11 protein-coding genes are annotated in these 12863 nt (G+C 72.5%); 5 read left to right on the top strand and 6 right to left on the bottom strand.

Going from position 1 to position 12863, the window contains the following annotated elements; translation table 11 throughout:
* The first annotated feature begins 14 nt into the window (after nucleotides 1-14).
* The 3 genes from ACIRSU_RS00885 (at nucleotide 15) to ACIRSU_RS00875 (ending at nucleotide 4307) form a co-directional block, all read left to right on the top strand.
* Complete coding sequence (locus ACIRSU_RS00885; protein WP_403787716.1) at nucleotides 15-1460, top strand: GH1 family beta-glucosidase; 1446 nt, start codon at nucleotides 15-17, stop codon at nucleotides 1458-1460.
* A 43-nt stretch (nucleotides 1461-1503) separates the two neighbouring features.
* Complete coding sequence (locus tag ACIRSU_RS00880) at nucleotides 1504-3705, top strand: discoidin domain-containing protein (protein WP_403789363.1); 2202 nt, start codon at nucleotides 1504-1506, stop codon at nucleotides 3703-3705.
* A gap of 71 nt (nucleotides 3706-3776) precedes the next feature.
* Nucleotides 3777-4307, top strand: a complete 531-nt coding sequence (locus ACIRSU_RS00875; RefSeq protein ID WP_403787713.1) for an SRPBCC family protein — start codon at nucleotides 3777-3779, stop codon at nucleotides 4305-4307.
* 86 nt (nucleotides 4308-4393) lie between these two features.
* Here the strand turns inward: ACIRSU_RS00875 and ACIRSU_RS00870 are convergent, their stop codons facing one another.
* The 6 genes from ACIRSU_RS00870 to ACIRSU_RS00845 form a co-directional block, all read right to left on the bottom strand.
* Nucleotides 4394-7051, bottom strand: coding sequence for a WD40/YVTN/BNR-like repeat-containing protein (locus ACIRSU_RS00870; protein ID WP_403787710.1), 2658 nt, complete (start codon nucleotides 7049-7051; stop codon nucleotides 4394-4396).
* Between the two features lie 151 nt (nucleotides 7052-7202).
* The gene (locus ACIRSU_RS00865) at nucleotides 7203-7982 is read right to left on the bottom strand and encodes an NPP1 family protein (protein ID WP_403787707.1); all 780 of its coding nucleotides are present in this window, start codon (nucleotides 7980-7982) and stop codon (nucleotides 7203-7205) included.
* Between the two features lie 145 nt (nucleotides 7983-8127).
* The gene (locus tag ACIRSU_RS00860; RefSeq protein ID WP_403789362.1) at nucleotides 8128-9039 is read right to left on the bottom strand and encodes an EamA family transporter; all 912 of its coding nucleotides are present in this window, start codon (nucleotides 9037-9039) and stop codon (nucleotides 8128-8130) included.
* Nucleotides 9020-9562, bottom strand: coding sequence for a hypothetical protein (locus tag ACIRSU_RS00855; protein WP_403787704.1), 543 nt, complete (start codon nucleotides 9560-9562; stop codon nucleotides 9020-9022). Before ACIRSU_RS00855 ends, ACIRSU_RS00860 begins: the two co-directional genes overlap by 20 nt.
* A 9-nt stretch (nucleotides 9563-9571) precedes the next feature.
* Nucleotides 9572-9748, bottom strand: a complete 177-nt coding sequence (locus ACIRSU_RS00850; protein ID WP_403787701.1) for a hypothetical protein — start codon at nucleotides 9746-9748, stop codon at nucleotides 9572-9574.
* Between the two features lie 65 nt (nucleotides 9749-9813).
* Complete coding sequence (locus ACIRSU_RS00845; protein ID WP_403787698.1) at nucleotides 9814-10749, bottom strand: LysR family transcriptional regulator; 936 nt, start codon at nucleotides 10747-10749, stop codon at nucleotides 9814-9816.
* Nucleotides 10750-10906: 157 nt separating this feature from the next.
* On the opposite strand from ACIRSU_RS00845, the gene ACIRSU_RS00840 reads away from it, so the two are divergent.
* Nucleotides 10907-12151, top strand: a complete 1245-nt coding sequence (locus ACIRSU_RS00840) for an MFS transporter (RefSeq protein ID WP_403787695.1) — start codon at nucleotides 10907-10909, stop codon at nucleotides 12149-12151.
* A 29-nt stretch (nucleotides 12152-12180) separates the two neighbouring features.
* Nucleotides 12181-12792, top strand: a complete 612-nt coding sequence (locus ACIRSU_RS00835; protein WP_403787692.1) for a cysteine hydrolase family protein — start codon at nucleotides 12181-12183, stop codon at nucleotides 12790-12792.
* Nucleotides 12793-12863: the final 71 nt, after the last annotated feature.

The following is a 12863-nucleotide window of genomic DNA, read 5'->3' as shown; positions in this document are numbered from 1 at the left end:
AACAAGGTATCTGCATGGAAAGGCATTTCGTGTCCGACGCGCATCCCGTCACGCGCTCCGCCGCCCCCTCGCTCGACCTCGGCGCCTTCCCGGCCGACTTCGCCTGGGGCACGGCCACCTCCGCGTACCAGATCGAGGGCGCCGTCGCCGAGGACGGCCGCGCACCCTCGATCTGGGACACCTTCGCCCACACGCCCGGCGCGGTCGACAACGCAGACCACGGCGACACCGCCTGCGACCACTACCACCGCTGGCCCGAGGACGTCGCCCTGATGAAGGAGCTCGGCACCGACGCGTACCGCATGTCGATCGCCTGGCCCCGCGTCCTGCCCGGCGGCGACGGCCCCGTCAACGCGGCAGGACTCGACTTCTACGACCGCCTCGTCGACGCCCTTCTCGACGCCGGCATCACCCCGAGCGTCACCCTCTACCACTGGGACCTGCCGCAGGCGCTGCAGGACCGGACGGGCCGGAACGGCGCGGGACAGAACCGGGCGGGGGAGTGGCGCGGCGGCTGGACCGAACGCGACACCGCCGAGCACTTCGCCCACTACACCTCCGTGGTCGCCGCCCGCCTCGGTGACCGCGTCGGCCAGTGGGCCACCCTCAACGAGCCGCTGTGCTCGGCCTGGATCGGGCACCTGGAAGGGCGGATGGCCCCCGGCTGGACCGATCTGACCGCCGCCGTCCGCGCCTCGTACCACCTCCTCCTCGGCCACGGCCTCGCCGTCCAGGCACTCCGCGCCGCCGTCCCCGGCGCCCGGATCGGCCTGGTCACCAACCACTCCACCGTCGAACCCGCCTCCACCCGCCCCGAGGACGTCGCAGCCGCCGTCCGCGCCGACGGCCACACCAACCGCTGGTGGCTGGATCCCGTCTACGGGCGCGGCTTCCCCGCCGACATGCGCGAGCTGTACGCGGTCGAGCTGCCGGAGCGGGAAGGCGACCCGGCCGTGATCGGCGCGCCCCTCGACTGGCACGGCCTGAACTACTACTTCCCGGTCACCGTCGCCGACGACCCGGCCGGCCCCGTCCCGTACGCCCGCGAGGTCCGCGTCCCCGGCCTGCCCCGAACGGGCATGGACTGGCCCGTCGACGCCGGCGGCCTCGAAGCCTTCCTGCTGCGCCTCACCGAGGAGTACGGCGTGCGCCGGCTGTACGTCACCGAGAACGGCTCGGCCTTCCCCGACGCCGTCGGGCCGGACGGACGGGTCGACGACCCGCACCGCACCGGCTATCTGGAGCAGCACCTCGCGGCCTGCGCCCGCGCCCTGCGCAAGGGCGCCCCGCTGGCCGGCTACTACGCCTGGTCCCTGCTCGACAACTTCGAGTGGGCCTACGGCTACGACAAGCGGTTCGGCCTGGTTCACGTCGACTACGCGACCCAGCGCCGGACGGTCAAGGCCAGCGGCCGGCGGTACGCGGACATCATCCGCGCCCACCGGACACGGAACCGCTGACCCCCCACCGAGAAACCCACAAGGAGCCGCCGTGTACCACGCCATGCACCGCTCCCGACCAGGCACCTCCCGACCGCGCACCGCACCGCTCGGCGGCCGGGCGCTCGCCCTCGTCACCGCTCTCGTGACCGCCCTCCTCGGCGGGCTGTTCGCGCTCGCCCCGGCAGGACCGGCGCGGGCCGCGGCGGCGGCCGTGCCGGTCCTGCTCTCCCAGGGCCGGCCGGTCACCGCCTCCAGCCAGGAGAACGCCGGCACCCCGGCGACCGCCGCCGTCGACGGCGACCTCGGCACCCGCTGGTCCAGCGCCTTCGCCGACCCCCAGTGGATCCAGGTCGACCTCGGCGCCCCCGCCGCCCTGAGCCGGGTCGACCTGAACTGGGAGACCGCCTACGGCTCCGCGTACCGCATCGAGACCTCCACCGACGCGAGCACGTGGACCACCGCCTACACCACCACGACCGGCCACGGCGGCACCGAGTCGCTGCCCGTCTCCGGCACCGCCCGCTACGTCCGCCTCACCGGCCAGACCCGCGCCACCGGCTGGGGCTACTCGCTGTGGGAGTTCCAGGTGTACGGCACGACCGACGGCGGCACGACCCTGCCGGGCGGCGGTGACCTCGGCCCCAACGTGCACATCGTCGACCCGTCCACACCGAACATCCAGGCACAGCTGGACGACGTCTTCCGGCAGCAGGAGTCGGCGCAGTTCGGCACCGGCCGGCACGCCTTCCTGTTCAAGCCCGGCACCTACAACGGCCTCAACGCGCAACTCGGCTTCTACACGCAGATATCCGGACTCGGGCTGCGCCCCGACGACACCCTGATCAACGGTGACGTGACCGTCGACGCCGGCTGGTTCAACGGCAACGCCACCCAGAACTTCTGGCGCTCCGCCGAGAACCTGGCCCTGAACCCGGTCAACGGCACCGACCGCTGGGCCGTCTCCCAGGCCTCCTCGTTCCGCCGCATGCACGTCAAGGGCGGCCTCAACCTCGCACCCACCGGCTACGGCTGGGCCAGCGGCGGCTACATCGCCGACAGCCGGATCGACGGCCAGATCGGCAACTACTCGCAGCAGCAGTGGTACACCCGCGACAGCGCCGTCGGCGGCTGGTCCAACTCCGTGTGGAACCAGGTCTTCTCCGGCGTCGAGGGCGCCCCGGCCACCACCTTCCCCGAGCCCAAGTACACGACGCTCGACACCACCCCCATCTCCCGCGAGAAGCCCTTCCTCTACTACGAGGGCGGCCAGCTGAAGGTCTTCGCCCCGGCCAAGCGGACCGGCGCCCGCGGCGTCAGCTGGGCCGCCGGCACCCTGCCAGGCCAGTCCGTCCCGCTCAGCCGCTTCTACGTCGTCAAGCCGGGCACCACGGCCGCCACCATGAACCAGGCCGTGGCCCAGGGGCTGCACCTGCTCTTCACCCCCGGCGTCTACCACGTCGACCGCACGGTGGAGATCAACCGCCCCGGCACCATCGTGCTCGGCCTCGGCCTCGCCACCATCGTCCCGGACAACGGTGTCACCGCCCTGCGCGTCGGTGACGTCGACGGCGTCCGCCTCGCCGGCCTCCTCATCGACGCCGGTACGGTGAACTCGCCGACCCTCCTGGAGATCGGCCCGCAGGGCGCCGGCGCCGACCACGCGGCCGACCCCACCACCGTCCAGGACGTCTACCTCCGCATCGGCGGCGCCGGCGCCGGCCGCGCCACCACCGCCATGGCCGTCAACAGCGACGACACGATCATCGACCACACCTGGGTCTGGCGCGCCGACCACGGCGACGGCGTCGGCTGGGACACCAACCGCGCCGACTACGGCGTCCGCGTCCACGGCGACGACGTGCTCGCCACCGGCCTGTTCGTCGAGCACTTCAACAAGTACGACGTGGAATGGTTCGGCGACCGCGGCCGCACCATCTTCTTCCAGAACGAGAAGGCCTACGACGCCCCGAACCAGGCCGCCGTCCAGGACGGCCCCTACCTGGGGTACGCGGCCTATCGCGTCGACGACTCCGTCACGACCCACGAGGGCTGGGGCCTCGGCAGCTACTGCTACTACAACACCGATCCCACCATCCGCCAGGACCACGGCTTCCGCGCCCCGGTGAAGCCCGGCGTCCGCTTCCACAGCCTGCTCGTCGTCTCCCTCGGCGGCAAGGGCCAGTTCAACCACGTCATCAACACCACGGGCGCCCCGACCTCGGGCACGGACACCATCCCGTCCACGGTCACCTCGTACCCGTAGACCCGATCCCCGTTGCGGCCCCGGCCGGCGATCGTGGATGATCAACCGGGGCCGAAACCAAGGGGGATGGCATGCGATATTCCGACGGGCCGCGCGTGGAGTGCGAGGTTCACATCGAGGCGCCCGCGGCGCGGGTCTGGGCGCTCGTGACCGACATCGAACTGCCCGCGCGGCTCAGCAACGAACTGCAGCGCGTCGCATGGCTCGACGGCGCCGAAGGCCCCGAGCCGGGCGCACGCTTCGAGGGGCACAACCACAACGCGATGCTCGGCGACTGGCGGACCGTGTCCCACGTGATCGAGCTGGACGAGCAGCGGGTGTTCGCCTGGGCCGTCACGGACGTGGACGGCCGGTACGGGGCACCGACGGTGGACCCCGCCAAGCCGCTCGCCACCTGGCGGTACGAGCTCGAGGCCGACGGCGAGGGCACCCGGCTGCGGCAGTCGGCCCTCATCGGGCCCGGCCCCAGCGGGGTCACCCTCGCCATCGAACGCTGGCCGGACAAGGAGGAGGAGCTCGTCGCCCTCCGGCTCGGTGAACTGCGCGCCGGGATGGAGACCGCCCTCCGCGGCATCAAGGCGCTCGCCGAGGAGCGCGACTGACCGTCCGGCGCGGGTGAGACGCACGAGGCCCCCGGATCCCTGAGGCGGGTTCCGGGGGCCTCGGCCTCACGGGACCTGCGCGGGCGTCACGGCGTCGGCGTCTTCCAGATGCCGCGGCCGTGCGTGGCCACGTACACCTGGCTGCCGTCCGGGCTCGGCGCGAGGTACACCGCCGGCGAGGTGGGCAGGTTGGCGCCCAGGCGCGCCCAGTGGCCGGGGCCGGCCGAGGTGCCGGTGAAGACACCCAGGTCGGTGGCGACGACGAGGGTGCCGTCCCTGGTGACCAGGGCCGAGTTGGCCGGGGCGTCCGGGAAGGAGTCCGCGGCGGCGCTGTCGCCGCTGATGTCCGTCCAGGTCGCGCCGCCGTCCGCGGTCTTCCAGACGTGGCCGTAGCCGGCGCCGGGGCCCTCGTTCCAGCGCCGCGAGAAGCCGTTGACGACGGCGTACACCGTCTTGCCCGAGGCGTCGGACGGGTCGATGGTCACACCGGAGATGTAGCGGTTCGGGAAGGCGGCGGGCAGGGTCACCTGGTGCCAGCTGCCGCCGTAGTCGGTGGCGATGCCCCGTCCGAAGGTGCCGTCGACCTTGGAGCAGGGGCCGCACCAGGCCGCCCAGGTGACGTGGTGGCGGCTGGCGACCGCGGAGGCGGAGTGGCCGGCGCCCAGGTCGAACAGCCGGGTCCAGTCGGCACCCGACGTGCTCTGCCACGTCCGGGTGTTGCCCCAGACGTACTGGCCGCCCGCGACCCACAGGCCGTTCGGGTCGGTCTCGTCCGCGGCGAACGGGGCGATGAAGCGGGCGCCCGGGTCGCCGGGCGCGATGTCCGTGATCACGTCCTCGGCGCCGTTGTCGCTTGCCGTGAAGCCGCAGTTGTTCGTGATCTGCAGCGCGAGGTCGACGTACTCGCCGACCGTCTGGCAGCCGTTGTCCGGGTTGACCAGCTGGTCGCCGCCGTCACCGCCGAACGGCGCGACCATCTCGCCGTTCGGGTTGAGCTGCCGGCCCTGGTACGTGGCGCCCTTGGGCGCGAGCAGCGAGACGCCGTTGTCCTGCAGTCCGCCCCAGACCGCCTCGCCGCTGCCGTCGGGCAGCCTGCCCGCGCGCACCGAGTAGTACTGCAGGTTGCGCAGCGTGCCGGACTCGTTGAGGTTGCGCCAGCCGGCGGTGGTCTGCGCGGTGGGGCGGGCGTAGGCGCCGCCGTCGTTGCCGACGAACACCTCCGGCGTGCCGCCCTGCCACTGCGAGAAGGCGAGCGCGTGCTGGTCGGAGTGCATCACGTCGCCGTCGCAGGAGTTCGCGGCGGCGTCGTACGAGAAGCACGGCATGCCGAAGTTCCAGTAGCGGCCGATCGCCTTCCAGGTGGCGCCGCCGTTCCTGGACTCGAACATCTCCTCGAGGCCCAGGTAGACGTGGTTCGGGTCGCTCGGGTCGACCGCGATGACCTGGTCGTACCAGGCCTGGGAGCCGGGCTGGTAGCCGGATCCGATCTCCTTGAGCTTCATCGCGGAGCCGGACGCCGACAGCGCCGAGGAGGTCGCGATCTGCTTGAACGGCCCGTTCGCGTCGCCGCTCTCGCTCACGTACACCCCGGCGAGGACGGAGTAGACCCCGGAGCCGGAGGACTTGTTGAGGAGCTTGGGCGACTCCATCGACACGTAGAGCCTGCTGCCGTCCGCCGCGTACGCGAAGGCGGCGTTGCCGATCTCGGCCGGGTTGACCGCCCCGGTCGGGTTGGCGCGCTTCCACGTGGTGCCGGCGTCGGAGGAGTAGTAGAAGCCGTTGTAGTCGGCACCGCCGCGCCAGGCCACGTTGGCCAGCAGCTTCTTGCCGTCGCTGCCCGGCTGTACGGCGATGTCGTCGGCGATGTCCGCGTAGTGCACGTCCACGCCGCAGCCGACGCCGCTGATGCCGACGCCCGCGCAGGGCGCGAGAACCTTCGTCCAGGCGGCGGTCTGCCCCGCGGCGAGCGGGCGCCGGAACACACCGTGCGAGGAGGCCGCGAAGACGTATCCGGCGGCCCGGTCGAAGCTGAGCGTGTGGACGGAGGACGAGTCCAGCTCCGTACCGCCCACCTTGTCGTTCTCGCCGAAGGCGCCGGTCACCGGGTTCGCGAGCCGGTACACGCCGCTGCCCAGGTAGTTGTCGGAAGCGGTCGTGGCCTCGCCGGTCGCCAGCCACAGCGCGCCGTCGGGCGCGACCGCGAGGGCGCCCACGGACAGCGCGGGCAGCCCGTCCGCGATCGGCGTCCACGTCCTGCCGTTGTCGACGGACCGGAACACACCGCCGCCCGCCGCGCCCGCGTAGACCACGCCGCGGTGCGTCGGGTCGGTGGCCAGGGCCGCGATCCGGCCGGACGAATGGCCCGCGCCGGAACCGGAGTTGGACGCCGACTGGTCGCGGTAGTGCAGCGCGTCCTCGTCGTACGGGGAGGTGGTCACCTCGGACCAGCTCCCCGTCCTGACCGGCATGTTCCTGATGTGCGCCCAGGCACCGGCGTACGCGCCCGGGGCCACCTGGTCGGCGGGGGAGAGCCTCGGCTCGTTGAACGAGTCGAGGGACTCCATCAGTTCATGGGACTCCTCGCCCGCCACCTCGTGACGGCTGGAGCCCGTGTCGCCCTCCCCGTAGGCGGTGACGGGTCCCGTCCCCGCTATCAGGAATGCGGCGGCGACGACGGCGAGCGCCGCTCTGCCGCCGCGCTCCGCTCCGCGGCGCGGTCTGCGCCGTGCGGAATTCACACGCATGGACTGTCTCCGGCTTCTTCGGCGTAAGGCGCGCCGCCCCTACGGCCGCACGCGATCTCCTACTGCCGAGCGCCGGAACCGTACTCCCGTGCGTCCCGCCGTCCCCACGGGTTTGCGGCGGCTTTACGGAACGCCTCCCGTGTCCAGGTCGTCAGGCCCACGGGTCGAAGGGGATGCCCGCCGGCCGGGAGGCGTTGAGAAGGTTGCGGAAGCGGTCGTCCTTGTCGGTGATCTTGATGGTGGCGGCGCCGAAGTCCGCGGTCATGAGCCGGTCACGCAGCCAGAGGGACGGGTAGCCGTTCCAGTCGACCAGCGGGGGATAGCGCCAGTCGTGGTGGTGGTTCTCGGGCGGCTCGTCGTTGCTGTTGGCGAGCCGGAAGAAGTGGGTGCTCAGGCCGTCCTTGTGGTAGACGACCTTCGGGTGGGAGCCGTCGAAGCGGACCTGCGAGGCGGCGTAGGTCCGCACCTCGCTGTGCTGCGTCGTGGACACGTACGCCACCCGGTTCGCCGCCTGGTCGACCCACGAGATCACGTGCTCCCAGTCGTGACGGTGGCCCCCGAGGCTGCTGCCGTTCAGCGCCTGGTCCTTCTCGAAATAGCTCGCGTACACGATGGCGCACCAGCCGTTGTTGCACTTCGAGCGGGCGTACGTCTGGGAGTTGTCCAGGTCCGACTGGTCGTGGCAGTTGCCGTTGACGGCGCCCGTCGGGTTGAGGCCGGGGGCGAGGGTGCCGTCGGGGCCGATGGCGGGAGTGGCGTAGCAGCCGTCGGTGTCGTAGTCGTACGCGGGCGAGAAGGACTGCTCGTAACCGCCCGCGTTCTGCGGCAGGTTGTGCGGTGGTTCGGCATAGGCCGTCGCGGTGGAGAGCAGCACGGCCAGGACGGCTGTGCCGAGGACGGTCGCCGTTCGGAGAGACGATGGGGCCTTCATGCATCCTCGCTTTCGACGCGGCTGGATGTGGCTGGATGTGGCGCGGCTCGGTACGGCTCGGTACGGCTCGACGTGGCGTGGACATGGCTGTCGTACTCGTCGCAGGACTCAGAGGGTGCCGCAGTCGGCGTGACGGCGGTAGGGGTCACACGTCGGTGCGTGTGCCGTGCGCGGCACCCGCCGACGCCGCGACCACGCACAGCACCGCCACCCACTGCGTCCAGCGCAGCGACTCCTGGAGCACGACGAGACCGATGAGGGCCGCCATCGCCGGTTCCAGGCTCATCAGGATGCCGAACACGCGCGGGGGGATCCTGCGCAGCGCCTCCAGGTCCAGCGAGTACGGGATCACCGACGACAACAGCGCCACGCCGAGCCCCGCGACCAGCACCCAGGGCCGGATCAGCGCCGCTCCGCTCTCCGCCACACCGAACGGCACGGCCACCAGGGCCGCGACGGCCATGCCCAGGGCCAGGCCGTTGCCCTCCGAGGTGTGCCGGCCCAGCGCCGCGCCGACCAGGATGTACACGCCCCAGCACGCCCCCGCGGCGAGGGCGAACAGCAGCCCGGCCAGGTCGAGATCGCCGCGTCCCTCCGTCAGCAGGACCACACCGCACGCCGCGAGCAGGGTCCAGAAGGCGTCCAGCCACCGCCTCGATCCGGCCAGGGCCACCGCCAGCGGCCCCAGGAACTCCACGGTCACCGCGATCCCCAGCGGGATCCGGGACAGTGCCAGGTAGAAGCAGAGGTTCATCAGGCCGAGCGTCACGCCGTAGCCGAGCACCACCGCCCCCGCACGCCGGTTCACCCGCAGCGACGGCCGCCACACCAGCAACAGCACCGCCGCCGCGAAGAGCAGCCGCAAGGCGACCGTCCCGAAGCTGCCCACGGCGGTGAAGAGGTGCTTGGCCAGCGCCGACCCGACCTGGACGCTGACGATGCCCAGCAGAACGAGGGCTGTCGGCGGGACCGCGCCGAAGGTGCGCCCGGCGAGCGCGGCCAAGGGGGAGCGGGAGGAGGGGGAGGGCGAACCCTGTTCAGCGCTGTCGACGCTCATCGTGGCCACGCGTGGATTGTCGAGGACCGGGCGCCGCACGGCACCCGATTTTCGCCGGGGCCGCCCCAGCGGGCCTGCTCTCGGACCTAGGGGCTGTCGTCCCCCGTCCTCGACGGCTCCAGGACGGCGGCCGCCAGCCGCTCGCGGAACCAACGGTGCCCGTGGTCGGCCGAGTTGCGGGGATGCCAGGCCATTCCGATGTCGAGGGGCGCCGGTCGAGGGGGACGGGGAAGGTCCGCAGGCCCAGGGCGGCGATGGTGCCGGGCAGCCAGTCGGCCAGGCTGAGCGCGACGAGGTCGGTGTCCCGGGCGAGCATCATGGCGCTCGTGTGGCTGGGCACGACGACTGCGATCCGGCGCCGCAGGCCCAGGTCCGCCAGCGCGCCGTCGATGGGCCCGAGGCGCTTGCCGAGACGGGAGATGCCGATGTGGCCGGCCTCGGCGAAGCGGCGGACGTCGACCCGCCCGTCCGTCCGCCCCCGGAAAAGGGGATGACCGCTGCGGGCGACGCCGACCAGCGGCATCCGGGTGAGCTACCGGGTGCGGATCTCCGGATCGAGGTGCCCGAGGACGCCCAGCTCGACGTCCACCCAGCCCTGCCGCAGCCCGGGACCGCCCTCCACCGCCTCCGGCAGGAAGACCACGTCCACCCGCGGGGCCTCCGCGTGGATCCGCTCGGTGAGGGTTCCGGCCAGGCCCAAGCCCGGCACGCACGGACTCGCGTACGTCCCCCGCCCGGCCTGAGGGGTCGTCCGTCGCCTCGATGTCCGTCGGCTCAGCGCGGAAGCACCCAGTCCGGCGCCCAGGTCCCGGTGGCGCCGTGGCCGGCTCCCGTGGCGGCGAGATGCGCGCGGAGGGTGGCCAGCGCCGGGTGGGGGTTGTCGCGGTGCCAGAGCAGCGAGTGCGGGTAGACGGGCGTCGGGTCGGTCACCGGGATGCGGCGCAGGCCGTGACCGGCGGGCCAGACGAGCCGGGTCTGCTCGCTCATGAACGTCGCCAGCGCCGGGGTGTCGGCGACGGTGTCGAGGAGCGCGTCGGAGCCGAAGTTGGGGCCGGTCGCCTCGATGGTGAGGCCGAACTCGGCGACGAGGTCCTCGTAGTAGGCGGCCCACTCGCTGCCGGGGAGGATGCCGGGCATCCAGATCCGGTGCCCGGCGAGCTGGGCGACGGTCACCGACCGGGCGCCCGCCAGCGCGTGGGCGGGGCCGGTGAGCAGCTGGAGCGGCTCGTCGAGCACCCGTACGGACTCGATGTCCTCGGGAAGGGGCCGGCCGGGCGCGGCGACGGCACGGAACGACGCGTCGATCGCACCGGACCGGAGGGAGGCGAGGGCCGTCTCGATGTCGAGCAGCATCACCACGTCGAGTTCGATCTCGGGGTACGCACGATGGAAGTCGCGCATCAGGCCCGACGCCGCGCCGCGCGAGTTGAGCACGTCGACGCGCAGCGGACGGCGACCGGCGCGCACGGACGCCACCGCCCGCTCGGCGGCGCGCAGCAGCTCGCGCGCGTGGGGCAGGAACGCCTGGCCGTCGATGGTGAGCTCGGCGCCGCGCGGCGTGCGCGCGAACAGCCGCACACCGAGGTCGCGCTCCAGCACGGCGATGCGCTTGGAGACGGCCTGCTGGGTGATCGACAGGTCGGTGGCCGCCTTCTGGAACTGGCCCGCTTCCGCGACGGCGACGAAGGTGCGTACGGCTTCGATGTCCACGCCCACCACCTTAGTGAACAACGATTGGTTGTGCAGAGACGGTGGGACGGTTGTTTGACCTGCGATTGTCCCGCTCGATTAGCTCTCACTCGTCGATATTGATCAACACCTGTTTGTTCGAACGGTTCGGGTGGGACGTCGAGGGAGGGCGCTGCGCATGGTGGGCAGAAGACGACTGGGCCGGCGGTTCGGCTGGCTGTGGGCGGCGTACGCGGTGAGCGCGTACGGGTCCGGCCTCGGGTTCGGGGCCCTGCCGCTGATCGCCGTACTCGTGCTGCACGCCGGCCCCGCCGAGGTGTCCGCGCTCTCCGCGGTGGGGCCTGCCGTGGGCGCGCTGATCGCGGTGCCGCTCGCGCCCTGGGTGGAGTTCCGGCGCAAACGCCCGGTCATGATCGCGACGGACCTCACCCGCTTCGCCGCCATGGCGACGATCCCGCTCGCCTACGCCTTCGGCCGGCTCGGTTTCGTCCAGCTGCTGGTGGTCTCGGCCGTCGTCGCCGCGGCCAGGATCGCGTTCGGCGCGGCGAGCGGCGCCTACCTCAAGGCCCTGGTCCGGCCGGACGACCTGCTCGTGGCCAACGCCCGGTTCGAGTCGACGAACTGGAGCTCCATCGCGGTCGGACCGCCGCTGGGCGGGGCGGCGATCGGCGTGTTCGGGCCGGTCACCACCGTGGTGGCCGACGCGTTCAGCTACCTGCTGTCCGCACTCGCCCTCACCGCCGTCGGCGGCCGGGAGGAAGCGCCGCGGCCCACCGGCAAGAGCCCGGTCCGGGCCGGCGCACTGCTCGACGGCTGGCGGCACATCATGGGCCATCGCGGCCTGCGCGCGCTCTACCTCAACAACATGCTCGTCTCCGGTCTGATCATGGCCACCGAGCCCCTGCTGGCCGTGCTCCTGCTGCGCCGGCTCGGCTTCCCGCCCTGGCAGTACGGTCTCGCCTTCGCCCTCCCCTGTCTCGGCGGACTCGTCGGCTCCCGACTGGCCTCCCGGGTCGTGGCCCGCTACGGCCGCCACCGGGTCTTCCGCACCGTCGGCACCCTGCGCGCGATCTGGCTGATCGGCCTGGCCTTCGTCCGTCCCGGCCTCGTCGGCCTCGCCACCGTGATCGCCGTCGAGCTGGCGATCATCATCAACATGAGCCTGTACACCCCGGTGCTCGCCACCTATCGGCTCGAACACACGCCCAGGCATCTGGTCGCCCGCACCCTGTCGGCCTGGTCGATCGGCCAGCAGACGTCCATCGCCGTCTTCACCGCGCTCGGCGGGCTGCTCGCCGACGTCACCGGCCCCCGCACCGCCCTCGCGGTCGCGGGACTGCTCATCCTCACCACGCCGCTCCTGCTTCCCCGACGCGACGAGGCGTCGCGGCACGAGCCGGAACCGTCCCGTATCCCCGCATGACGCATCGCCGCAGCAAGGAGAACACCCGCGTGAGCACCGCCCCTTCCCCCGCCCCCGCCCTCGACCCCGCGCACACCGCTCTCCTCGTCATGGACTTCCAGCCCGCGATCCTGGCCGCGCTGCCCGACGGTGCGGACCGCGAGGCCCTGCTCGGCCGGGTGGCTGGGGCCGTCGCCGACGTACGGGCCAAGGGCGGCACCATCGCCTACGTGCGCGTCGGCTTCACCGAGCACGACTGGGACGCCGTCCCGGACGCCAACAGCTCCTTCGCCCCGGTGGCCCGGCACCGGGTCATGCACCAGGAGAACCCCGCCACCGCCGTCCACGAGCGGCTGGCTCCCCGGCCCGGCGACATCGTCGTGCGCAAGGTCCGACACGGCGCCATGTCCACCACCGACCTCGACCGGCAGCTGCGCGAACGCGGCATCACCACGCTGGTCGTCTCCGGCATCAGCACGGGCGGCGCCGTCCTGTCCACCGTCACCGACGCGGCCGACCGCGACTACCGGCTTCACGTCCTGTCCGACGGTGTCGCCGACCCGGACCCCGAAGTCCACGACGTCCTGCTCCGCCGGGTCTTCCCGTCGCGGGCCCGGGTCATCGACACGGCCGGGCTGCGGGCACTGCTCGGGGCCGGCTGACCCCGGCGCCGATACGCGGCTGGTTCACACCCCGCCCTCCCGCGCCCGCGCCTGGGCCTGCCTGGGTTCGC

It is taken from the genome of Streptomyces sp. NPDC101160, from assembly GCF_044768205.1.
Taxonomy (GTDB): domain Bacteria; phylum Actinomycetota; class Actinomycetes; order Streptomycetales; family Streptomycetaceae; genus Streptomyces.
This window is presented reverse-complemented; position numbering and strand designations above follow the sequence as displayed.